We start from the raw sequence: 23,506 nt of genomic DNA on the forward strand, positions 1-23,506 counted from the left end.
TGAAATTGAAGTCCGGAGTTGAAGCAGGTGGCGATGGCGGATGATGTGGTACGGCCACGGCTCGGGCGCGGTCTGGCGGCCCTGATCGGTGATTTCGGCGACGACGCCGCCGATGCGAGCAAGTCACAGGCGCAGCGCAAGGTGGCTGTCGAATTCCTGCGACCGAACCCGCGCAACCCGCGTCGGCGCTTCAACGAGGCCGACCTCGAGGAGCTGTCGGCCTCGATCAAGGTGCGGGGCATCATCCAGCCCATCGTCGTGCGGGCGCTCGCAGGCGTGCCGGACACCTACGAGATCGTGGCGGGAGAGCGTCGTTGGCGCGCGGCCCAGCGTGCCGGCCTGACCGATGTCCCGGTGGTCACCGTCGAGATCGACGACCGCACCTCGCTGGAATTCGCCATCCTCGAGAACGTCCAGAGGACGGATCTCAACGCCATCGAGGAGGCGGCCGGCTACGAGCGGCTGATGAGCGAGTTCCAGTACAGCCAGAGTGAGCTGGCCGAGATCCTCGGCAAGAGCCGCAGCCACCTCGCCAACACCCTGCGCCTGCTCCAGCTTTCGCCCGCGATCCAGGATCGGGTCGTCGCCGGGGAGATCACGGCGGGCCATGCCCGCGCGCTGCTGGCGGTGCGCGATGCCGGAGGCGTGGCGCGGCGGATCGTGGAGGAGGGGCTCTCCGTTCGCGAGGTCGAGGCCCTCGCCTCCGCGGAAGTGCCGGAGGGTGACGGCCCCCGCCCCGGCCGTCCGCGTCGGACGGCCGAGAAGGACGCCGGCATCCGCTCCCTGGAACAGGCGATGGCGCGCGCCCTCGGGGTCAACGTCGCCCTGAAGTCGAAGGTGGCCGGCGCCGGCGAGATCCGCATCCGCTACGAGACGGCGGCGGAATTGGAGGCACTCTGCCAGCGCTTCAAGGTCACGCGGTCGGAAGGCTGATCGTCAACGCCGCCGCGCGGCTTCGGTGGCGATGCGCAGCAGCGTGCTCGACGCGTGCGCATGGGCCAATCCGGGCTCGGAGCGGCGGCAGGCCAGGACCGAATCCTGCAGCAGTTGAATCGCGTGGCGCAGGGCCGGCGGCGACCAGCGGCTGAGCTGTGTCTCCACGGTGGCTTTGCGCCGAAAGTGCAGGCCACGCCAGTTGGTCACCATCACGCTGGCACTCTGGCCCTCCCCGGCAACCCGCGTCGCCAGCAGAGTCAGGGCATGGCGCAGGGCCGAGCCCAGCATCACGGAGGGGTCCATGCCCTCGTGGCGGAAGCGCCGGTAGTCGCGCTCGACCTCGCCGGCGCGTCCGGCGAAGGCCGCGTCGATCAGGGTGTTGAGGACGCTGCCCGCGACGTCGCTGACGATCGCCTCCACGTCGTCGAGGCTGACGGCCCCCTGCCCGCGCGCATAGAGCGAGAGCTTCTCGATCTCCGACAGGCTGGCTCCGCGGTCGCCACCGAGGCTCGTCGCGAGGACATCGCGGGCGTCGCGGGCGATGCGCAGGCCCTGCTCCTGAAGGGTACGGTCGATGAGGTCGGCCAGTGCCCGCTCGTCATCGGGATAGCAGGGCAGGGCGAGGGCCTTCGGCGACTTCTCGCAGAGTGTGCGAAGTGGCGCCGACTTGCCGAGGTCGCCGCCCTCCACGACGATACGCGCATTGGTGATCTCGGCCTTCAGGGCGGCATCGATGGCGGGTGCGTAGTTGCGGCTGCCGGTGCGGACCCAGATCGTGCGGTTGCCGCCGAACAGGCCGACCGTGCCGGCCTCGTCCACGAGCCGGCCCGGGTCCTGCGCCAGCACATCGCCGTCGATCTTGACCAGGGCGAAGGGGTCGCTCGGATCCTGGACGAAAGCCTCGGCCAGCGCCTTGGCGCGCTGGAAGACGAGTCCCGTATCCGGGCCATAGACGAGCAGGACCGCGATGCGCGGGTCGGGCCCACGCCGGATCAGGGCATCGACGTCGCCGGCCTTGACGGCGGTCATGCGGCAATCCCGACGCGTCTCAGGGCTTGGTCACCAGCACGGAGGCGATCCGCGTCTTGATCTGCTCGGCCAGAACCTTGGCGAGGCGGATCTCGGCGTCGCGGGCGGCCCGCAGGCTGGCGAAGCGCTGGATCGAACGGTCGTAGGTCGCTGTTGAGGTAGCGACGCCCTCGCTGATGATCTTGGTGCCGCTGAGGTCTTCGAGCGCGTACTTGATCGTACCGACGATGGTACCCGCCTCGGCGCGCCCGGTCTGCGAGGAAACGATCGGGGTCTGCACCGACTCGCTGCCCTGCATCTTGAGGCGATAGCGCTTGGGCGAGGTCTGTCCCGACCCGTCGAGATCGAAAATCAGCTCGCTGCGCAGGTAATGCCCGAGGCGCTCCTGGCCCTGGGCCATGAGGACGTCGTCGACCTGAACGGCCGCCAGCAGCGCGGCCATTGGCTCGCCGGAGGCTGTCGGGCCATAGAGCGGGCGAAAGCAGGCGGACAGGTTGAGCGCCAACGCCGAGACGGCGGCAATGCGCAGCGCCCGACGAAAGGTCCCGGTCTTTGCCATCCTACCTGCCAAACGCATCATGCCCGCCGCCGTCCCGCTTGTCCGTTCCGTCCGTTCTGTACGGCGAACCGAAGTCCGACGACAGCCTATTCGCCTCAAGCTTTACGTTTCCTATCCGGCAGGATCATGGTGGTGGACGGGCTTGCTCAGACGACGAGGTTCACGATCCGGCCCGGGACCACGATGACCTTCTTGGGGCTGCGTCCTTCCAGCGCCCGCTGCACCGCCTCGTCCGCGAGGACGAGCGCCTGGACGGCGGCCACGTCGGCGCTGCGCGGCACGGTGACGTCCGCGCGCTTCTTGCCGTTGAGCTGAACGGGGAGGGTGACTTCGTCCTCCACCAGCAGGGCGCGGTCGACCTCGGGCCAATCCGCCTGCGCGGCCAGGCCTTCGCGACCCAGCACCTGCCAGCACTCCTCGGCGAGGTGGGGCATCATCGGGGCGATGAGCTGGGTCAGGATGCCGGCGGCCTCGAACGCGGCGGCACGAGAAACGCCACCCCGCAACGCTTCGTCGAGGGCGTTGGCGAGAGTGTAGATGTGCGCAACGCAGCGGTTGAAGCGCAGGCGCTCCACATCCTCCTCCACGGACGCCAGCGCCTTGTGCGCGGCCTTGCGCAGCGCCGCGTCGGCGGCTCCGGCACGCGCCTCTACGGTGGCCGCAAGGGACACCAGCCGCCAGACCCGCTGCACGAAGCGGGCGGCGCCCTGCACGCCGTCTTCCGTCCAGATCACGTCGCGCTCCGGCGGCGAGTCGGACAGCATGAACCAGCGCGCGGTATCGGCGCCATAGCTCGCGATGATGTCGTCGGGGTCGACCACGTTCTTCTTCGACTTCGACATCTTCTCGATGGCGCCGATCGTGATCGGCTCCGCCGTTTTCACGTGAAACGCCTGGCGTGCGCCGGCCTCGCCCGTGATGCGGATGTCGGCAGGCGGCACCCAGCCGCCCGCCGCGTCCTTGTAGGTCTCGTGCACCACCATGCCTTGCGTGAAGAGGCCGGCGAAGGGTTCGGAGACGCCGGACCAATCGGTCGCCTTCATCGCCCGCATGAAGAAGCGGGCGTAGAGCAGGTGCAGGATCGCGTGCTCGATGCCCCCGATATACTGGTCGACCGCCAGCCAGTGATCGACTGCCTTGCGGTCGGTCGGCGCATCCTGCAGCCAGGGCGCCGTGAAGCGAGCGTAGTACCAGGACGAATCCACGAACGTGTCCATGGTGTCGGTCTCGCGCCGTGCGGGCTTGCCGCAGGTCGGGCAGGGGACGTTGCGCCAGGAATGATCGCGCTCCAGCGGATTTCCGGGCACGTCGAAGGAAACTTCGTCGGGCAGCTTCACCGGCAGGTCGGCCACGGGCACGGCGACGGGACCGCAGGCCTCGCAATGGATGACCGGGATCGGGCAGCCCCAGTAGCGCTGGCGCGAGACGCCCCAGTCGCGCAGGCGGAACTGTACCTTGCGAGCAGCAACGGCGACGCCGCCGAGGATCTCCGCCTCCAACCGGTTGGCCACGGCATGGAAGGCCTCGTCCGTCGTCATGTCGTCGAGGAAACGCGAGTTGATCATCCGGCCGTCGCCGTCATAGGCGGTGTCGGTGATGACGAAGGCGGCCGCGTCCTGCTCCTCGGGGCAGACCACCGGCGTGTTGCCCAAGCCGTACTTGTTGGCGAAGTCGAGGTCGCGCTGGTCGTGGGCCGGGCAGCCGAAGACCGCGCCGGTGCCGTATTCCATCAGCACGAAGTTCGCGACATAGACCGGCAGCAGCCAGGACGGGTCGAGGGGATGATGCACCTTGAGCCCGGTGTCGAAGCCGAGCTTCTCCGCCGTGTCGATGGCCGCCTGCGCGGTGCCGGTGCGGCGGCACTCCTCGATGAAGGCCTCCAACCCGGGGCGGGAGGAAGCCAGCGCCCCCGCGATCGGATGATCGGCGGCGATCGCCAGGAACTTCGCGCCGAACAGGGTGTCGGGGCGCGTGGTGTAGACCTTCACCTCCGGCGCCACGCCGTGGGGCGGCGCATCGATGGCGAATCGAACTTCCAGCCCCTCCGAGCGCCCGATCCAGTTCTTCTGCATCAGGCGGACTTTTTCCGGCCAGCGGTCCAGGCCGTCGAGGGCGTCGTAGAGGTCCTGGGCGAAATCGGTGATCTTGAAGAACCACTGGGTCAGTTCGCGCTGCTCGACCAGCGCGCCGGAGCGCCAGCCACGCCCGTCGATGACCTGCTCGTTGGCGAGCACGGTGTGGTCGACCGGATCCCAATTCACTTTTGCCGTGCGGCGCGTCACCAGTCCCTTGTCGAGGAAGTCGAGGAACATGCGTTGCTGATGCTTGTAATAGTCGGGGTCGCAGGTCGCGATCTCTCGGCTCCAGTCGAGCGACAGGCCCATGGACTGGAGCTGGCCGCGCATCGTCGCGATGTTGGCGTAGGTCCAGTCGCGCGGGTTGACCTTGCGCTCCATGGCGGCGTTCTCGGCGGGCAGGCCGAAGGCGTCCCAGCCCATCGGGTGCAGCACGTTGAAGCCGCGCGCCCGCTTGTAGCGCGCCACCACGTCGCCCATCGCGTAGTTGCGCACGTGGCCCATGTGGATGCGCCCGGACGGATAGGGGAACATCTCCAGCACGTAGTATTTCGGGCGCGGGTCGTCGTTGCGCGTGGCGTAGATGCCCGCTTCGTTCCAGGCCTGCTGCCAGCGTGGCTCGGTCTCCTTGGCGTTGTAGCGCTCGGGAGCAAACGGCTGGGCAGGAGGCGGGGAAGGGGACGTCGTCATGGGCCGGGCGCCGGGGTTCGCGAGATGAGAGGCTTGAGCCGCGCGTCGTCTCGCGGCCACCGAAGGGGTTGGCGGTCGGACTACCACGGCAAGGGGAGGGGTCAACACGGGCCCGGGCTGCCACGCCGCATGGGAGCTTCGTCTTGCGACCCGCGTTCGAGATGATAATCCCCCGGCGAACCGGTTCACCGAAAGACTTCCCGAGGCACCATGGCCGACGTAGCTCCCGACGACGCCCCCGCTTCCCCGAACGCCGCCGATGTCGTGGCGGGGCTGGAGGCGGTGCGCCACCAGATCGGCCAGGCGGCCCAGGATGCAGAGCGCGACCCGGCCTCGGTCGCCCTGATCGCCGTGTCGAAGACAATTGCGGCGGAAGGCATCCTGCCGGCCCTCGAGGCGGGCCAGCGCCTGTTCGGCGAGAACTACGTGCAGGAATCGAAGGCCAAGTGGCCGGCCCTGCGCGAGCGCTACCCGGATGTCGAACTCCACCTCGTCGGCCCGCTGCAATCCAACAAGGCGCGGGAAGCGGTGGAACTGTTCGACGTGATCCACGGCCTCGACCGGCTCTCGCTGGCGGCGGCGCTCGCCAAGGAGATCGAGCGGGCGGGGCGCGCCCCGAAACTCCTGATCCAGGTGAACACCGGCGACGAGCCGCAGAAGGGCGGCGTATCCCCGTCCGACGTCGACACGCTGCTCTCGGAGTGCCGCGAGACGCACGGGCTCGCGATCCAGGGACTGATGTGCATTCCCCCCGCCGAGGCGCCGCCCTCCGCGCATTTCGCGCTGCTCGCCCGCATCGCGAAGGCCCACAACCTGCCGATCCTCTCGATGGGCATGAGCGCCGATTATCCCGCCGCGATCCAGATGGGCGCCACGCATGTCCGCGTCGGCACCGCGATCTTCGGAGCGCGCCAGCGTAAGGCGTGAGGCCCGGGGCTCACACCGCCCGGGCGATCCGCGCCAGCGCCTCGCGAAGGGCCGCCGCGTCGGCTGCGCCGTAGCCCGCCTCGAACCCGTCTTGCGCCGCCCGCCAGAGCGGCTCGGCCGCGTCGAGCCGGATGCTGCCCGCCTCGGTCAGGTGCAGCGCCCGGGTCCGTCCGTCGCGGCCCTGGCCGACCGCGACGAGGCCGTCCCGCTCCAGGGGTTTCAGCGCCCGGCCCATGGTGGTGCGGTCCATCCCCATCGCGTCGGCAAGCCCGTTGATCGAAATCGGCCCGAGGTGCCGCAGCCCCATCAGCATCGCGTATTGCGAGGTGCGCAGCCCCGTCGGCGCGAGGTGCCGGTCGTAGAACTGCGTGACCTGCCGGGCGCCCTGGCGGATCGCGTTGCAGTGACAGAGCAGGGGCCGGGGCTGAGCGTCGTCCAAGGGCTTCCTCCAAGCGGACGGATCATGCTTGTATAAAGCGTGCATATGCGCCTATTCAAGGCGGGCGTCGGCGGAAGCGGCGTTTCGGAGCGATACGGCATGGCCTCGGACCCCTCTCTTCGCCTCTCCGATGCGGTGGCCGGCGGTCTCGCCCGGCGCGGCATCCACTATGGCTGGGCGGTCGCCGCCGTCACCTTCCTGACCATGCTGGTCACCGCCGGCGCCGTCGGCGCCCCAGGTGTCCTGATCCTGCCCCTGCAGCGCGAGTTCGGCTGGGACACGGCGACGATCGGTTCGGCGCTGGCGGTGCGCCTCGTGCTGTTCGGCCTGATGGGCCCCTTCGCCGCCGCCTTGATGAACCGCTACGGGCCGCGCCGGATCGTGCTCCTGGCGCTCGCGCTGATCGCCGGTGGTCTCCTGGCTTCGCTGGGGATGACACAGGTCTGGCAACTGGTCCTGCTCTGGGGCGTGGTCGTCGGCATCGGCACGGGTCTCACCGCCCTGGTGCTCGGCGCCACGGTGGCCACGCGCTGGTTCTCGCATCGGCGCGGCCTCGTCGTCGGGCTGCTCACGGCGAGTTCGGCCACGGGCCAACTGGTGGTGCTGCCAGTGCTGGCGGCCCTCACCGAGGCGATGGGCTGGCGCGCCGCGCTTCTCGTCATCTGCGGGCTTCTGTTGACGGCGGGACTCGGCGTGCTCGCGCTGATGCGGGACCGACCGGAGGATCTGGGGCTGGCGCCCTATGGCGAGACCGCGCCGGCCGTCGCCCGGGCCGCACCGGGTCCGAGCGCGGGCGGCGCGATCGCGGCCCTGCGCGAGGCTGCCCGCACCCGGGTGTTCTGGGTCCTGTTCGCCACCTTCTTCATCTGCGGGGCGAGCACCAACGGTCTGATCCAGACCCACTTCATCCCGCTCTGCGCCGATTACGGCATCGGCCCGGTCCAGGGTGCCAGCGTGCTCGCCGCGATGGGCGTGTTCGATTTCGTCGGCACGGTGGCGTCGGGCTGGCTCTCCGACCGCTACGACAACCGCTGGCTCCTGTTCTGGTACTACGGCCTGCGCGGCCTCTCGCTGATGTTCCTGCCGTTCTCGGACTTCTCCTTCGTCGGCCTGTCGCTGTTTGCCGTGTTCTACGGCCTCGACTGGATCGCCACGGTGCCCCCCACCGTTCGCCTGACGGCGGCCCGGTTCGGGCGCGAGCGGGCCAACCTCGTCTTCGGCTGGGTCTTTGCCGGGCATCAGCTCGGTGCGGCCACGATCGCCTACGGCGCGGGGCTCTCGCGCACGGAGCTCGCGAGCTACCTGCCGGCCTTCTTCGCCGCCGGGGCGCTCTGCCTCACCGCGGCCCTGCTGATCCTCAGCCTCGGCCGCCCGTCCACGCGTGAGGTCCCCGCCGGAGCGACGGGGCGCGCCTGACGCGTTACGACGTCCTCCGGATCGGAACGCCCAAGCTCTGGTCCGGATGATGCTAGGGGCGGGCACCGATGCTCCGCCCGCGCGCACTCCCGAATCGATGCAGGACTCAAGAAGGACCCAAGGCGCGCCCGCTTCCGGCGGAGCGCGCCCTTGTGCGCGCCATACCCGGATCTGCCCGGAAAAGCGGCAAACCTTGGGAAATGTCAGTGCGCGATGGTAGCGCGGCCTTTGAAGCCCTGGACCTTCCGGCCAAGGTCTCGGCACTGTCCGACACAGCACCGCCACATTCCACGGGCGCCCGCCCGCACGCCCGACCACGGGGAACGAGGACGCGATGAACTACAACTGGAACTGGGGCATCTTCCTCGAACCCTCGCCGGAAGGCGCCGGCACCTATGCGGGCATGCTGCTCTCGGGTCTGGTCTGGACGGTGGTGACGGCGCTCTGCGCCTGGGTGATCGCCTTCCTCCTCGGCTCGGTCATCGGCGTCATGCGCACGCTGCCGTCCAAGACCGCGAACGCCGTCGGCACGGCCTATGTCGAGCTGTTCCGCAACATCCCGCTCCTGGTGCAGATGTTCCTCTGGTACTTCGTGCTGCCGGAGGTGCTGCCCGAATCCTGGGGCGGCTGGATCAAGCAGATGCCCAACGCGCCGTTCTACACGGCGGTGGTGTGTCTGGGTTTCTTCACCGCCTCCCGCGTCGCCGAGCAGGTGCGCGCCGGCATCCAGGCCCTGCCCCGCGGGCAGAAGATGGCCGGCACCGCCATGGGCCTCACGGTCAACCAGACCTACCGCTACGTGCTCCTGCCCAACGCCTACCGGATGATCCTGCCCCCCCTGACCTCGGAATTCCTGAACAATCTCAAGAACACCTCCGTGGCGCTGACCATCGGCCTGCTCGAACTCACGGCGCGGGCCCGCGCCATGCAGGAATTCTCCTTTCAGGTGTTCGAGGCTTTCACCGCCGCCACCATCCTCTACGTCCTCATCAACGTCGTGGTGATCTTCACTTCCGGCTGGATCGAGCGTCGCGTCGCCATACCGGGCCATCGCTGAGGGGCTGTCCTTCGCGTCTCCGTCTTCAAGGATAGCTCCCGATGCTCTCGAATTTCGACTTTTCCGTCATCACCTCCGCGCTGCCGTACCTGTTCCTCGACGGCATGCGCTTCACCCTGACCCTGACCGCGCTCGCCGCCATCGGCGGCATCGTCCTCGGCACCCTCATCGCCATGATGCGGCTTTCGAGCATCCCGGTGGTTCCCCTGGTGGCCAAGGGCTACGTCAACCTGATGCGGTCGCTGCCGCTCGTTCTGGTGATCTTCTGGTTCTACTTCCTCGTGCCCTATCTCGGGCAATGGATGACCGGAGCCGACCGGCCGATGACGGTGGGGGCCTTCACCTCCTCGCTCGTGACCTTCACGCTGTTCGAGGCGGCCTACTTCTCCGAGATCATGCGCGCGGGCATCCAGTCGATCCCCAAGGGACAGGCGGCCGCCGCCTCGGCCCTCGGCCTGACCTACTTCGCCTCGATGCGCAGCGTGATCCTGCCCCAGGTCTTCCGCAACATGACGCCGATCCTGCTCACCCAGACCATCGTGCTGTTCCAGGATACCTCGCTGGTCTACGTGCTCTCCGTCACCGACTTCCTGGGGGCCGCCTCGAAGATCGCCCAGCGCGATGGCCGCCTCGTCGAAATGTACCTGTTCGCGGCCGTCGTCTACTTCGCGGTCTGCTTCATCGCCTCGATGGCCGTGCGCCAGCTGCAGAAGAAGATCGCCATCATTCGCTGACGCATCCCGAACCCGAGGATCTCCCCCATGACCACGCCGCTGAACACCGCGCAGGCCCCCGTGACCACGGGCCCCATGATCACGATGAAGTCCGTCAGCAAATCGTACGGCGACTTCCAGGTTCTCACCGACTGCACCACCGCCGTGAACAAGGGCGAGGTGGTGGTGGTCTGCGGTCCCTCCGGATCGGGCAAGTCCACCCTGATCAAGTGCGTGAACGCGCTGGAGCCGTTCCAGAAGGGCGAGATCGTGGTCGACGGCACGCCGGTCCATGACAGGAAGACCAACCTGCCCAAGCTCCGCGCCCGGGTCGGCATGGTGTTCCAGCATTTCGAGCTGTTCCCGCACCTCTCGATTACAGACAACCTGACCCTGGCCCAGACCAAGGTGCTCAAGCGCGACCCCGACACGGCCCTCAAGACCGGGCTGTCGCTCCTCGACCGGGTCGGCCTCTCGGCGCATGCCAAGAAGTTCCCGGGCCAGCTCTCCGGCGGACAGCAGCAGCGCGTCGCCATCGCCCGGGCGCTCGCCATGAACCCGGTGGTGATGTTGTTCGACGAGCCGACCTCGGCCCTCGACCCCGAGATGGTCGGCGAGGTCCTCGACGTCATGGTGCAGCTCGCCCGCGAGGGCATGACCATGATGTGCGTGACCCACGAGATGGGCTTTGCCCGCAAGGTCGCCAACCGCGTCGTCTTCATGGACAAGGGCGAGATCGTCGAGGACGCGACGAAGGACGACTTCTTCGGCAACGCCCGCTCCGAGCGCGCCCAGAACTTCCTGTCGAAGATCCTGGTGCACTGAAGATCCTGGTGCACTGAAGCCATCCGCGACGAGGGCGTTCTCGCTCCCTGGTGAGAGCCGGTTCCGTGGAGACGGAATCGGCTCTTTGTCGTTCGCGCGCCGCGTTTGCCGCCTCGGAGCAGGTCCACGCGACGCGAAAACGCTCTATGCCCGTCAGGCCGGTACAATCGGCGGGCGGCCTCCCGGATCGGGTTTCGACGCAGGCGCGAGTCGCCCAGGCGCCGAAGCCCGTGGTGCGGCCCGCACCTCCTGGGAGGATTTTGCGATGCGAACGCTGACGACCCTGTCGATCGCCGCGCTCACGGTGGCGTACCTGCTCCCGGCGGCGGCCCACGCCGAGGCGGCCCCGGACCTGAAGGGGCTCTGGAAGCTCGTCTCCTACGAGGTCGAGGTCCGCGCGGACGGCAGGAAGCAGCCGGTGATGGGCGAACACCCCACCGGCTACGCCTACTTCACCCCGGAGAACCGGGTCTTCTTCCTGCTCACGGGCGAGGGGCGCAAACCCGCCGAGACCGATGCCGAGCGCGCGGCCCTGATGAAGACCCTGGTGTCCTACACCGGAACGGTCACCCTCACGGGGGACCAATGGACCGCCAAGCTCGACGCGGCCTGGGACCCGAAATGGGTCGGTACCGAGCAGACCCGCTCCTTCACGATCGAGGGCAGCCGCCTGCGCGTCCTGACCCCCTGGCGCGTGATGCCGAACTGGGCCGACCAAGGCGAGACGCGCAGCATCGTCACCTTCGAGCGCGCGAAGGACTAGCGGACGTCCGACCTTCGGCCCTCGTTCGGTCGAGGGCTCCTACGGCCATGTGACAGGCGCCGACCCTGGCCAATTCCACGAGCCATCATTGCGCGGGGTGCACGATGGTTCGCGGCCCTGGCCCCAAAACCAATCCTGACAAGTCCGAAAACCCAGACAAAAAAACCGAAACCCGTAACAAATTTCGCAGACCAAATACTTGCGCGCCCACCGAAGCCATTGCCAGAAAAGGCGAAAATTGCTTGGTTGAGTTTGGCACGAAGGCTGCTCAGCGGGCTTCAGCCAAATAAGCGGGTTTCGCGATCCGCATAAAATCCCAAGGAGGATGCCCCATGGAGCGTAGCCGCGACCTCGACCCGGTCGAGACTCAGGAATGGCTTGATTCGCTGGACGGCGTTCTCGACGTCGACGGGCCGGAGCGGGCGCATTACCTCATCGAGCAGGTCATCGACGGGGCCCGCAAGAAGGGCGCGCCCGTCCCCTACTCGGCCAACACCGCCTACCTGAACACCATCCTGCCCGAGAAGCAGGACCCGCATCCGGGCGACCGGGCGATCGAGCACCGCATCCGCTCGGCCATCCGCTGGAACGCCATCGCGATCATCCTGCGGGCGAACAAGGATTCCTCCGAGCTAGGCGGCCACATCGCGAGCTTCCAGTCGGCGGCCACTCTCTACGACACCGGCTTCATGCATTTCTGGCGCGGGGACAACGCCGAGCACGGCGGCGACCTCATCTACGTGCAGGGCCATTCCTCGCCCGGCGTCTACGCCCGCGCCTTCCTCGAAGGGCGCCTCACGGAGGAGCAGCTCCTCGGCTACCGCCAGGAGGTCGACGGCAAGGGCCTGTCCTCCTATCCGCATCCCTGGCTGATGCCGGACTTCTGGCAGTTCCCCACGGTCTCCATGGGGCTCGGCCCCCTGATGGCAATCTATCAGGCGCGCTTCCTGCGCTACCTGCACCACCGCAACCTCGCGCAGACGGACGGCCGCAAGGTCTGGGCCTTCATGGGCGACGGCGAGATGGACGAGCCCGAGAGCCTCGGCGCCATCGCGTTGGCCGCGCGTGAAAAACTCGACAACCTCGTCTTCGTCATCAACTGCAACCTGCAGCGCCTCGACGGCCCGGTGCGCGGCAACGGCAAGATCGTCCAGGAACTCGAGGCCGATTTCCGGGGGGCCGGCTGGAACGTCATCAAGGTGCTGTGGGGCTCGGGCTGGGACCCGCTGATCCAGCGCGACACCACCGGCATGCTGGCGCGTCTGATGGAGGAATGCGTCGACGGCGAGTACCAGGATTTCAAGTCGAAGAACGGCGCCTACATCCGCGAGCATTTCTTCGGCCGCTATCCCGAGACGGCGGCGCTTGTCGCCGACATGAGCGACGACGAGATCTGGCGCCTGACCCGCGGCGGTCACGATCCGCGCAAGGTCTTTGCCGCCTACAGCGCCGCCTCCAAGCACAAGGGCCAGCCGACCCTCATCCTCGCCAAGACCGTCAAGGGCTACGGCATGGGCGAGTCGGGCGAGGCCCAGAACATCACCCACCAGCAGAAGAAGATGGGCGAGGCGGTCCTCAGGCAGTTCCGGGACCGCTTCCAGATCGACCTCACGGACGACCAGCTGAAGGAGATTCCCTTCATCCGCTTCCCCGAGGGCAGTCCCGAGCACCGCTACCTGATGGCGCGGCGCGAAGCGCTCGGCGGTCCGCTCCCGGCTCGGCGGCGCAAGTCGCAATCCCTGGAGATCCCGCCGCTCTCGGCCTTCTCGGCCCAGCTCAAGGAGACCGCGGGGCGCGAGATTTCCACGACCATGGCGTTCGTGCGCATCCTCAACACGCTGCTGCGCGACAAGAACATCGGCAACCGCATCGTCCCGATCGTGCCCGACGAGAGCCGCACCTTCGGCATGGAGGGCATGTTCCGCCAGTTCGGCATCTTCTCCCAGGTCGGCCAGCTCTACCGGCCGGAGGATGCCAACCAACTCATGTACTACAAGGAGGACAAGAACGGTCAGATGCTCCAGGAGGGCATCAACGAGCCGGGCGCGATGTCGTCCTGGATCGCGGCCGCGACCTCCTACTCGCACTCCGACGCGCCGACGATCCCGTTCTACGTCTACTATTCGATGTTCGGCTTCCAGCGGGTCGGGGATCTGGCCTGGGCGGCGGGCGACATGCGGGCCCGCGGCTTCCTGATCGGCGGCACGGCCGGGCGCACGACGCTCAACGGCGAGGGCCTGCAGCACGAGGACGGCCACAGCCACCTGATCTCGTCCACCATCCCCAACTGCGTCTCCTACGACCCGACCTTCTCGTACGAAGTGGCCGTGATCGTGCAGGACGGCCTGCGCCGGATGTATGCCGAGCAGGAGGACGTGTTCTACTACATCACCGTGATGAACGAGAACTACGAGCACCCGGGTATGCCCGAGGGCGCGGAGGCCGGCATCATCAAGGGCATGTACCTCTTCCGGGAAGGGGCCAAGGAGACCGCGAAGGGCAAGCGCGTGCAGTTGCTGGGCTCCGGTACCATCCTGCGCGAGGTCATCGCCGCCGCGGACCTGCTGGAGCAGGATTTCGGGATCGCGTCCGACATCTGGAGCTGCCCCAGCTTCACGGAGCTGCGCCGCGACGCCATGGCGGCCGAGCGCTGGAACCTGCTGCATCCGCTGGAGGGCAAGCGCCTCTCCCACGTCGAGACCTGTCTCGCCGGCCGCACCGGCCCTGTGGTGGCGGCCACCGACTACATGCGGTTGTTCGCCGACCAGATCCGCACCTGGGTTCCGGGCCGCTATCGCGTCCTGGGGACAGACGGCTTCGGCCGCTCGGATTACCGGGCCCGCCTGCGCGACTTCTTCGAGGTCAACCGGCACTGGGTCGTGGTGGCGGCCCTGCACAGCCTCGCCGAGGACGGGGTGATCCCCGCCCAGACGGTGGCCGACGCCATCGCCAAGTACGGCATCGACACGGACCGGCCGGCACCCTGGACCGTCTGATCCGTTCCGCGCCGGCTGCCCGATCCCGGGGGCCGGCGCCCGCGAATTCCCGACCCTTCCATCGAACAGACCGCACGAGGGGGCCCGCGAGAGGCTCCGCTTCACCCAGGGAGAATGCGCAGTGGGCATCGAGATCCAGATTCCGGATATCGGCGACTTCAAAGACATCCCGATCATCGAGATCCACGTGAAGGAGGGCGACACGATCGGGCCCGACGACCCGCTGGTGTCGCTCGAATCCGACAAGGCGACCATGGACGTGCCCTCGCCGAGCGCCGGCGTGGTCGAGACGATCCTGGTCAAGATCGGCGACAAGGTCAGCGAGGGCTCGCCGCTCCTGGTGTTCAAGGGCGAGGGGGCCAAGGGCGACACGGCCGCGGCCGAGAAGGCCGCCGACGCCCCCGCCGGCGCCGACAGCGCCGCGCTGCTGGCCAAGCAGGAGCCGGCGCCGAGCGCCGCGCCCGCTACTCCCGCTGCCCCGGCCGGCAACCTGCCCGATTTCTCGCAAGTCCATGCCAGCCCCGGCGTGCGGCGCCTGGCCCGCGAACTCGGCCTCGACCTCACCGCCGTGAAGGGCACCGGCGAGAAGGGCCGCGTGACCAAGGAGGACGTGAAGGGCCACCTCACCCGCTCGGCCACGCCCGCGCCCGCCGCCTCCGGCACCGCCGCGTTCTCCGGCGGCGGCATGGGCATCCCCGAGATCCCGGCCGTCGACTTCTCGAAGTTCGGCCCGATCGAGACGCAGCCCCTGTCGCGGATCAAGAAGATCTCCGGCGCGCACCTGCACCGGTCCTGGCTCAACGTGCCGCTCGTCACCCACCAGGACGAGTCCGACATCACCGAGACGGAGGCCTACCGCAAGGAACTCGACAACGCGGGCAAGGAGCTCAAGGACAAGGGCTACCGCGTCACCCTGCTGGCCTTCCTCATCAAGGCCGCCGTCTCTGGCTTACGCAAGCATCCCGAGTTCAACGCCTCGCTCTCCCCCGAGAAGGACGCGCTGATCCTCAAGCGCTACTACAATATCGGCGTGGCGGTGGACACGCCGGACGGCCTCGTAGTCCCGGTGGTGAAGGATGCCGACCGCAAGGGCATCATCGAGATCAGCCGCGATCTCGGCGCGATCTCGGCGAAAGCCCGCGAGGGCAAGCTTAGCGCCGCCGACATGCAGGGCGCGACCTTCTCGATCTCCAGCCTCGGCGGCATCGGTGGCACCGCCTTCACGCCGCTGGTCAACGCCCCCGAGGTGGCGATCCTCGGCGTCGCCCGCTCGAAGATGGCGCCGGTCTGGAACGGCACCGAGTTCAAGCCGCGCCTGATCGTGCCGCTCTCGCTCTCCTACGATCACCGCGTCATCGATGGGGCGCTCGCCGCGCGCTTCGCCCGCCACCTCGCCCACGTCCTCGAGGACGTCCGGCGCCTCGTCGTCTGAGGACGATGAAGGCCCCGCAGCGCGCGAACAGAGTGAGGTGAAGCGATGAGCAGCAACGACGTCCACCTGCCGGATATCGGCGACTTCAAGAACGTGCCCGTCATCGAGGTCAGCGTCAGCCCCGGCGACGTGATCTCGGTCGACGACGTGATCATCGTGCTGGAATCCGACAAGGCGACCATGGACATCCCGTCCCCAGTGGCCGGCACGGTGGCCGAGGTGAAGATCAAGGCCGGCGACGCGGTCAACCAGGGCGACCTGATCCTGGTGATGGCGGAGGCCGTGGCGACCGGTGCGCCGAAGCCCAGCGTGACGGATACGACCAGCACGGGCGGCGCGGCGGCGCCCGCCGCCCACGCGCCCGGCGAGGGCCAGGCCGGCTACGGCTCGTCGGCCAAGGACACGGGTGGCGCCGCGTCTGCCCCGGCCCCGAAGGGTGCGGCCCCGGTCTCCGGCGAGGAGACGCGGGCCCAGGTGATCGTCATCGGCGCCGGTCCCGGCGGCTACACCGCCGCGTTCCGAGCCGCCGATCTCGGCCAGTCGGTGGTGCTCGTGGAGCGCTGGCCGAACCTCGGCGGCGTCTGCCTCAACGTCGGCTGCATCCCCTCGAAAGCCCTGCTGCACGCGGCCAAGGTCATCGACGAGAGCCACGCCATGGCGGCGCACGGCATCTCCTTCACCGCGCCCGAGATCGACATCGACAAGCTGCGCGAGTGGAAGGACGGCGTGGTCAAGCGCCTCACCGGCGGGCTCACGGGGCTCGCCAAGCAGCGCAAGGTCACGGTGGTGACGGGTGAGGCCCGCTTCGTCTCACCCCATCAGGTCGCGGTGGAGCACGAAGGCCAGACCCGCGTGATCGGCTTCGACCACGCCATCATCGCCGCCGGCTCCGAGCCCGTGCAGATGCCCTTCATCCCGCACGAGGACCCGCGGGTGATCGATTCGACCGGCGCCCTCGAACTCGACGGCGTGCCCGCCCGCCTCCTGGTGATCGGCGGCGGCATCATCGGGCTCGAGATGGCCACCGTCTATCACGCGCTCGGCTCCAAGGTGACCATCGTCGAGCTGATGGACCAGATCATCCCGGGCGCGGACAAGGACATGGTCACGCCGCTGATGAAGCGCATCCAGAAACAGTACGAGGCGATCCACCTCAAAGCCAAGGTCACGGCCGTGGAGGCGACGCCGGAGGGGCTGAAGGTCTCCTTCGAGGGCGGCTCCGCGCCCGCCACCGACACTTTCGACAAGGTGCTGGTCTCGGTGGGGCGGCGCCCCAACGGCAAGCGCATCGGCGCGGAGGCCGCCGGGGTGGCGGTGGACGAGCGCGGCTTCATCGCGGTCGACCGCCAGATGCGCACCAACGTGCCCCACATCTTCGCCATCGGCGACGTGGTCGGCCAGCCGATGCTGGCCCACAAGGCGACGCACGAGGGCAAGGTCGCGGCCGAGGTCGCCGCCGGCAAGGCCAGCGCCTTCGACGCCAAGGTCATCCCGTCCGTGGCCTATACCGACCCGGAGGTGGCCTGGGTCGGCATCACGGAGAACGAGGCGAAGGCCAAGGGCCTCAAGCTCGGCAAGGGCGTGTTCCCTTGGGCGGCCTCCGGCCGCTCCCTGGCGCTCGGGCGCGAGGAGGGCCTGACCAAGGTGCTGTTCGACCCCGAGACCGACCGCATCCTCGGCTGCGGCATCGTCGGGCCTTCGGCGGGAGACCTCATCGCGGAGGCCGCACTCGCCATCGAGATGGGGGCGGATGCCGAGGATATCGGCCTGACCATCCATCCTCACCCGACCCTGTCGGAGACGATCGGGCTGGCGGCCGAAGCCTTCGAGGGCACCATCACCGACCTCTACATGCCCAAGAAGGACGGTTTGAAGAAGGCTGAGCATTAGCACCCCTGCAGGGGACGCGCCCTTGCCTGTGATGCGCCCTTCCATGTGACGCGCCCTTGCCTGTGACGCGCCCTCGGCACGAGCGGTGCCGCATCGGGAAGACGGGGTCGCGCCGGATCGGTGCGGCCCTCCCGGAGCCTGTCGGGGCTCCGGCTTCGGGAGACGCGTGAGATGGCATCCAACGAGACCGACCCGCCGCGCGATTCGGCACTGCAACGCGCCGAGGCCGCCGGTGATGCGGTCGCCGAGGCCCTGGAACGCTACCTCGACCGCCTCGTGACGGCGAGCGGCACGGCTCGCACCGAACTCGACGCGGACCTGCGGGCGGCGGGCCGGCTGATGGCCCGCCACACCCACCGGCAGCTCGCCGCCAATCTCGGCCTGATGCAGGGACTGATGGCGTCGCGCGGCATCCCGGCGATGCTGCAGCTCCAGCAGGACTTCCTGCGCCGCCAGGCGGAATGGGCGATCCGCGATTGGGAGCGGGCAGGGGCTCAAGCCCTCGACCTCCTGGACGAGGCTCGGCGCACGGCGAGAGGAAGCGGACCGCCGGACGTTCCCGGGCGGGGTGCGACCCAGTCCGACGTTCCTGGGCCCGCCCTGCCGTCGCCGGAGGCGGATCCCGAAGCCGGCCGAGTCGATTGACCGACGTCGCGGCTGCCCGGTATCCGGCGCCCCGCGAGCGCTTCAGCCGATCCGCAGGCGCGTACGCGGCCCGACCCGGCGCAGCAGGCGCACCAGATCGGATCGCTTCAGGGCGACGCAGCCTTCCGTCGGCAGGTAGCCGGGCCGAGCCACGTGCAGGAAGATCGCCGAGCCGTGGCCGCGCCGGATGGGTCCCCGATTGTAGTCGAGGTCGACCACGAGGTCGTAGAGCCCGTCCTCCCGCCACATTCGCTCGTGCCCGACGCCTGGCGCCGGCAGGCGGATCGGCCGGTTGTAGCGCCGGTCCCGGGTATCGTCGCACCAGCCGTCCCCGGGCGCGCTCGGGCGCAAGGGGAGGGGGCTCCGGGGGCGTCCCCCGAAATGGTCCGGCCGGTAGACCCCGCCGCGCAGGCGGAACGCGCCGCGCGGCGAGGCGCCGTCGCCCTCGCGCTTGGTCTGTGCGATCCCGGAGCGCCCGAGGGCGCATGGGATCACCGCAGCGCCCGCCAGGACCTGTCCCCGGGTCCGGTCGGCGACGAGGGCGCGCACGCGCAGGTAGGAGACGGTGGTTCGCTTCATGAAACGCCTTATTGCCTGCGGGCGAAACCAGCGCCACCTTCGCGACAGGCGCGTTGAAACTTCCGGGCACCCGCCGACGTTGTGATGTTGTTTGGCTGCGCACAACCGTATTGTGCGCAGCCGAAATAGCTGCATATGTGTCCGCGGGTTGAAATCTCGGAGGTCGAACAGCGTGGCCATGTCATCGACGTGCCCTGGATCCGCGCTCGAAGCGTCCGTGTTTTCTTTCACCCACCGCCTGCGGAATCCGAACCGCCGGCGTGCCCTCGAAACTGCCTGAAAGTTCTTCGGTCGATGCCGAATACCCATCGCTTGCTGATCTGTGACGACGATGCCTCCTTGCGTGAGACGTTGATCGAACAACTCGATCTCCACGAGGAATTCACGCTGCTCAGTGCCGTCGACGGGCAGAGCGCGGTCGATCGCGTCACGGAGGACCGCATCGATCTGGCGGTGATGGATGTGGGCTTGCCCGATATGGACGGGCGCGAGGCGGTGCGCGCCATGCGCCGCAACGGGTATCGCGGCCCCGTCATCATGCTGACGGCGCAGGATTCCGAGGACGACACCGTCGAGGGCCTGGAGGCGGGCGCCAACGACTACGTCACCAAGCCCTTCAAGTTCGCGGTACTGCTGGCACGCATCCGCGCCCACCTGCGCAGCCACGAGGCGAGCGAGGACGCGGTCTTCCAGATCGGTCCCTATACCTTCCGCCCCGGCGCCAAGCTGCTGGTGGGGGAGCGCGGCTCCAAGCTGAAGCTCACCGAGAAGGAAACCGCGATCCTGCGCTTCCTCTACCGGGCCGGGCGCGAGGTGGTGGGCCGCGACACGCTGCTGGCCGAGGTCTGGGGCTACAACGCGCAGGTCACCACCCATACCCTCGAGACCCACATCTACCGCCTGCGCCAGAAGATCGAGCCGAACCCTGCGCTTGCGGCGATCCTTGTGACCGAGGGCGGCGGCTACAAGCTGCTGCCGTAGCGCGTATCGCGGACCTCGGGTCTCGGCTAAGCTCTCCCCCACGATCACGAGGGGACGGGGCGGCACGTGGGGCTCGACGACGACATCGCGATCCTGAGCGCCGCCCCCCTGTTCGGGTTCATGGGCCGGGACGCCCTGCGCCTGCTTTCCTTTGCGGCCGAGCGTCGAACCCTGACGGCGGGCGAGCGCCTGTTCGCGCAGGGAGAGCGCGCCGATGGCGGTTTCATCGTGATGTCGGGGGCTCTCACGCTCACCCCGCGCGGGAGCCATGCCGTCCCCGTCACGGTCGGGCGGTCGAGCCTGATCGGCCGCCTCGCCCTGTTCCAGCGTGGAGAGCGGCCCTGCGACGCCGACGCGGCGAGCCCATCCGAGGTGGTTCGCATCACCCCGACGCTGATGCGCCGGGTGCTGGAGGAGTTTCCCGACGCCGCGCGGGCGATCCACGACGAACTCACCGACGATCTGGCCGCCTTCGCGGGGGACCTCGTCGGCCTGAGCGCCCGCTTCGACGCGGTTGCCCCGTGACACCTGCCCCCTGAAACTTGCCCCCGATCTTCGCCATCGGAGTGGGCGCGGGCGCGAAAACGCGACCCCGTTTTCCCGCCGGACCCGAAGGTGACAGGCCGGACGGGCTTTTGTAAGCACGGGGCCCGTCACCGCCCGTTCCGGAAAGCGCCGCATCCATGTCCCACGCCGACCTCGCCACCACCATCGAGTCCGCCTGGGAGGAGCGCGCCGGCATCGACACCGGCACCAAGGGCGCCGTGCGCGAGGCCGTCGAGGAAGCCCTCGACCTGCTCGATTCCGGCAAGGCCCGCGTCGCCGAGAAGGTCGGCGAGGAGTGGCAGGTCAACCAGTGGCTCAAGAAGGCGGTGCTCCTGTCCTTCCGCCTCAACGACATGGAGATCATCCATGGCGGCCCCGACGGCGCGACCTGGTGGGACAAGGTGCCCTCGAAGTTCGAAGGCTGGAAGAAGAAGCATTTTCGCGAGGCCGGCTTCCGGGCCGTTCCCGGCTGCTTCGTGCGCCGCGGCTCCTACATCGCGCCCGGCGCGGTGCTGATGCCGTCCTTCATCAATCTCGGCGCCCGCGTGGGCGAGGGCACCATGGTGGACACCTGGGTCACCATCGGCTCCTGCGCGCAGGTGGGGAAGAACTGCCACATCTCCGGCGGAGCCGGCATCGCGGGCGTGCTCGAGCCGCTCCAGGCCAACCCGGTCATCATCGAGGACAATTGCTTCATCGGCGCCCGCGCCGAGGTGGCCGAGGGCGTGATCGTCGGCGAGGGCAGCGTGCTCTCCATGGGCGTCTACATCGGCGCCTCGACCAAGATCATCGACCGCGCCACCGGCGAGGTCATGTATGGCCGCGTGCCGCCCTACTCGGTGGTGGTCTCCGGCACGACGCCGGGCAAGGACCTGCCGGACGGCAGCCCCGGCCCCGGCCTGTACTGTGCCGTGATCGTCAAGCGCGTCGATGCCGGCACCCGCTCGAAGACCGCCATCAACGAGCTCCTGCGCACCTGATCCCGACATCGGACGGGGCGTCCGTCGGTCGCGTGCCCGCACGCGGCGGGCCGCCCCATCTGATGGCGATGGGATCGTCCAGGATGCGAGGAAGAGGCGAACGATGACCGAGCCGGCCCATTCCGCCCGAAGTGTCGCGCTGACCTTCGCCGGGCGCCGCGTTCCCACCCCCTACGACGTGATCGGCAACGGCCCCGACGCGCTGCTGCTGCCGGCCCTGTCGTCGATCTCGGCGCGGATGGAGATGCGCGGCCTCGCCAAGGATCTCGGGCACGGCTACCGCTGCCTCATTCCGGACTGGCCGGGCTTCGGCGACCATGTCCGTGCCCGCGTGCCCATGAACCCCGAGACGATGCACGCCTTCCTCGACGCGCTGCTGGAGGCCGTCCCCGGACCCTATGCGCTCGGCGTCGGGGCGGGCCATGCGGCGGGCTATCTCGTCGCCGCCGCGCGTCGCCACCCGGGCGTGTTCGAGCGCCTCGTCCTCGTCGCCCCGACCTGGCGGGGCCCGTTGCCCACCGCCATGGGGCCGGAGCGCAAGGGCCTGTTCGCGGGCCTGCGCCGCGCCGTCGAACTTCCGCTGCTGGGAGACGCCCTCTACCGCATCAACATCAGCCGGCCCGTCATCCGGCGGATGATGCGCGCCCATGTCTACGCCGATCCGGACCACGTCACGCCGGGAGTGGTCGCGGACAAGCACGCGATCACGCGCCAGAACGGCGGGCGCTTCGGCACCGCCGCCTTCGTCACCGGCGGCCTCGACCCCTACGAGACCCGCAAGGACTTCCTCGACCTGTTCGAGGCGCCCGGCCTGCCGCCGATCCTGGTCCTGAGGCCGGAGCGGGCCCCGCGCCGCTCGGGCGCCGAGATCGACGCGCTCATCGCCACGGGCCGGGTCGCCCGGGCCGCGGTGCCGGGGGCGCTCAGCCCCCACGAGGAATATCCGGGCGAGGTCGCGGACGCGATCCGCGCCGTCTGAACGCGCACCGGCCCGGTGCCGGCGCGCGCTTCCGGCACTACATCTGCTGGGTCTGGGCGCCGCTGTCGGGCCGGGCCGGCCCGAGATTCGGCTCCTCGCCCATCGGCTCGTTCTGGACGACGGTGAAGGTGCCCTTGCCGTCGAGGGAGGGGCCGCTGGTCCAGCGCCCGGCCGGCGGGGCGGAGCCGTCGCGGGTGGTGGCGAAGAAGTTGTAGTTGAACTTCTCGTGCTCCGCGCTCTGCGGGAAGCTGTTGGGGATCGGCAGGTTGCCCTCGTTGCCGCCGAGTTCCTCCACAACCGCCAGCCATTGCTGCTGGTGCATGGTGTCGCGCGCGATGAGGAAGTGCAGCATGTCCTTCATGCCGGCGTCGTGCGCGGCGTTGAACAGGCGCACCGCCAGCACCCGGCCCGTCGCCTCGGCCGCGACGTTGCAGTACATGTCCGCCGCGAGATTCCCGCTGGCATAGACGTGGCTCATGTCGAAGGGCACCCCGTCGCAATTGACGGGCAGGGCGGCCATGCCGGTGGAGAGCACGTGCCGGTGCAGCATGCCCTCGATGGCGTGGCGCGGGTTTCCGCCGCCCATGACGGCCCCGACGACGCCGTCGGCGGCCCCTTCCTCCTGCAGCTTCGTCGGGGCGTTCTCGAGGTTCAGCGCCACGGCGGTGGCCAGCATCTCGATATGACCGACCTCTTCGGTGGCGGTGTTCAGCAGCATGTCGCGGTACTTCGTCGTCGGCCCGCGCGCGCCCCAGCCCTGGAAGAAGTACTGCATGCAGACGCGGATCTCGCCCTCGATGCCGCCGATCGCCTGCTGCAGCATGCGCGCGAAGATCGGGTCCGGGCTGTCGACCTTGACCGGATATTGGAGGCGCTTATCATAGTATAACATGCGTTAATCTCGCTATGCTCGAACGAAAAGAGCCCACACGTCATGGAGACGTTGGTGCGAATGGCCTTGGATCGGACGGTGTTGCCTCCGAATATCAGGGGAACGGAGAAATTCACCTGTTGTTCATTTTCTCGAAGGTGGCAATTTATCGCCGAGG

At 68.7% G+C, this 23,506-nt stretch carries 21 protein-coding genes; 15 read left to right on the plus strand and 6 right to left on the minus strand.

Features of this window, described 5'->3' with window-relative positions:
- Positions 1-33: 33 nt before the first annotated feature.
- Positions 34-933, plus strand: a complete 900-nt coding sequence (locus JWQ05_RS02710) for a ParB/RepB/Spo0J family partition protein (protein ID WP_299654065.1) — start codon at positions 34-36, stop codon at positions 931-933.
- A 3-nt stretch (positions 934-936) separates the two neighbouring features.
- Here the strand turns inward: JWQ05_RS02710 and holA are convergent, their stop codons facing one another.
- The 3 genes from holA to leuS all read right to left on the minus strand — a co-directional run bounded on the left by holA (position 937) and on the right by leuS (position 5,289).
- A complete protein-coding gene (gene holA / locus JWQ05_RS02715) occupies positions 937-1,965 on the minus strand; it encodes a DNA polymerase III subunit delta (RefSeq protein ID WP_299654068.1) in 1,029 nt (342 codons plus the stop codon).
- Positions 1,966-1,984: 19 nt separating this feature from the next.
- A complete protein-coding gene (lptE, locus tag JWQ05_RS02720; protein WP_299654071.1) occupies positions 1,985-2,524 on the minus strand; it encodes an LPS assembly lipoprotein LptE in 540 nt (179 codons plus the stop codon).
- A gap of 146 nt (positions 2,525-2,670) precedes the next feature.
- Complete coding sequence (leuS, locus tag JWQ05_RS02725; RefSeq protein WP_299654074.1) at positions 2,671-5,289, minus strand: leucine--tRNA ligase; 2,619 nt, start codon at positions 5,287-5,289, stop codon at positions 2,671-2,673.
- A 210-nt stretch (positions 5,290-5,499) separates the two neighbouring features.
- Here leuS and JWQ05_RS02730 point away from each other — a divergent pair, with 210 nt between their 5' ends.
- Positions 5,500-6,216, plus strand: a complete 717-nt coding sequence (locus JWQ05_RS02730; protein ID WP_299654077.1) for a YggS family pyridoxal phosphate-dependent enzyme — start codon at positions 5,500-5,502, stop codon at positions 6,214-6,216.
- 10 nt (positions 6,217-6,226) lie between these two features.
- Here the strand turns inward: JWQ05_RS02730 and JWQ05_RS02735 are convergent, their stop codons facing one another.
- Positions 6,227-6,655 carry a MarR family transcriptional regulator gene (locus tag JWQ05_RS02735; RefSeq protein WP_299654080.1) on the minus strand — a complete coding sequence of 143 codons (429 nt, stop codon included), beginning with the start codon at positions 6,653-6,655 and terminating at the stop codon, positions 6,227-6,229.
- A gap of 99 nt (positions 6,656-6,754) precedes the next feature.
- On the opposite strand from JWQ05_RS02735, the gene JWQ05_RS02740 reads away from it, so the two are divergent.
- The 9 genes from JWQ05_RS02740 (at position 6,755) to JWQ05_RS02780 (ending at position 18,392) form a co-directional block, all read left to right on the plus strand.
- Entirely contained in the window at positions 6,755-8,071 is a 1,317-nt protein-coding gene (locus JWQ05_RS02740; protein WP_299654083.1) for an MFS transporter, read from the plus strand.
- Between the two features lie 334 nt (positions 8,072-8,405).
- Positions 8,406-9,128 (plus strand): amino acid ABC transporter permease, encoded by a 723-nt coding sequence (locus JWQ05_RS02745; protein ID WP_299654085.1) that lies wholly within the window; start codon positions 8,406-8,408, stop codon positions 9,126-9,128.
- Positions 9,129-9,169: 41 nt separating this feature from the next.
- Entirely contained in the window at positions 9,170-9,862 is a 693-nt protein-coding gene (locus tag JWQ05_RS02750; protein ID WP_299654088.1) for an ABC transporter permease subunit, read from the plus strand.
- A gap of 75 nt (positions 9,863-9,937) precedes the next feature.
- Positions 9,938-10,666, plus strand: coding sequence for an amino acid ABC transporter ATP-binding protein (locus tag JWQ05_RS02755; protein ID WP_299654268.1), 729 nt, complete (start codon positions 9,938-9,940; stop codon positions 10,664-10,666).
- Positions 10,667-10,931: 265 nt separating this feature from the next.
- Entirely contained in the window at positions 10,932-11,429 is a 498-nt protein-coding gene (locus JWQ05_RS02760) for a lipocalin-like domain-containing protein (protein ID WP_299654091.1), read from the plus strand.
- Positions 11,430-11,761: 332 nt separating this feature from the next.
- On the plus strand, positions 11,762-14,425 hold the full coding sequence (gene aceE / locus JWQ05_RS02765) for a pyruvate dehydrogenase (acetyl-transferring), homodimeric type (protein ID WP_299654094.1): 2,664 nt from the start codon (positions 11,762-11,764) through the stop codon (positions 14,423-14,425).
- A 22-nt stretch (positions 14,426-14,447) separates the two neighbouring features.
- Positions 14,448-15,857: a dihydrolipoyllysine-residue acetyltransferase gene (gene aceF / locus JWQ05_RS02770; protein WP_299654271.1), complete on the plus strand. Its 1,410-nt coding sequence runs from the start codon at positions 14,448-14,450 to the stop codon at positions 15,855-15,857.
- Between the two features lie 45 nt (positions 15,858-15,902).
- Positions 15,903-17,747: a dihydrolipoyl dehydrogenase gene (gene lpdA / locus JWQ05_RS02775; RefSeq protein WP_299654097.1), complete on the plus strand. Its 1,845-nt coding sequence runs from the start codon at positions 15,903-15,905 to the stop codon at positions 17,745-17,747.
- A gap of 171 nt (positions 17,748-17,918) precedes the next feature.
- Positions 17,919-18,392, plus strand: coding sequence for a hypothetical protein (locus tag JWQ05_RS02780; RefSeq protein WP_299654100.1), 474 nt, complete (start codon positions 17,919-17,921; stop codon positions 18,390-18,392).
- A gap of 42 nt (positions 18,393-18,434) precedes the next feature.
- On the opposite strand, the gene JWQ05_RS02785 is transcribed toward JWQ05_RS02780, so the two are convergent.
- Positions 18,435-18,971: a L,D-transpeptidase family protein gene (locus JWQ05_RS02785; RefSeq protein WP_299654102.1), complete on the minus strand. Its 537-nt coding sequence runs from the start codon at positions 18,969-18,971 to the stop codon at positions 18,435-18,437.
- Positions 18,972-19,265: 294 nt separating this feature from the next.
- Between JWQ05_RS02785 and JWQ05_RS02790 the strand changes: the two genes are divergently transcribed.
- From JWQ05_RS02790 to JWQ05_RS02805, 4 genes are all read left to right on the plus strand, one after another.
- Positions 19,266-19,952 carry a response regulator transcription factor gene (locus JWQ05_RS02790; protein WP_299654105.1) on the plus strand — a complete coding sequence of 229 codons (687 nt, stop codon included), beginning with the start codon at positions 19,266-19,268 and terminating at the stop codon, positions 19,950-19,952.
- Positions 19,953-20,018: 66 nt separating this feature from the next.
- Positions 20,019-20,477 (plus strand): Crp/Fnr family transcriptional regulator, encoded by a 459-nt coding sequence (locus tag JWQ05_RS02795; RefSeq protein ID WP_299654108.1) that lies wholly within the window; start codon positions 20,019-20,021, stop codon positions 20,475-20,477.
- A 158-nt stretch (positions 20,478-20,635) separates the two neighbouring features.
- Complete coding sequence (gene dapD / locus JWQ05_RS02800; protein ID WP_299654111.1) at positions 20,636-21,478, plus strand: 2,3,4,5-tetrahydropyridine-2,6-dicarboxylate N-succinyltransferase; 843 nt, start codon at positions 20,636-20,638, stop codon at positions 21,476-21,478.
- Positions 21,479-21,581: 103 nt separating this feature from the next.
- Complete coding sequence (locus tag JWQ05_RS02805; protein ID WP_299654114.1) at positions 21,582-22,457, plus strand: alpha/beta hydrolase; 876 nt, start codon at positions 21,582-21,584, stop codon at positions 22,455-22,457.
- Between the two features lie 37 nt (positions 22,458-22,494).
- On the opposite strand, the gene JWQ05_RS02810 is transcribed toward JWQ05_RS02805, so the two are convergent.
- A complete protein-coding gene (locus tag JWQ05_RS02810) occupies positions 22,495-23,349 on the minus strand; it encodes a manganese catalase family protein (RefSeq protein WP_299654117.1) in 855 nt (284 codons plus the stop codon).
- Positions 23,350-23,506 lie beyond the last annotated feature (157 nt).

Source organism: Methylobacterium sp., from assembly GCF_028290105.1.
GTDB lineage: Bacteria > Pseudomonadota > Alphaproteobacteria > Rhizobiales > Beijerinckiaceae > Methylobacterium.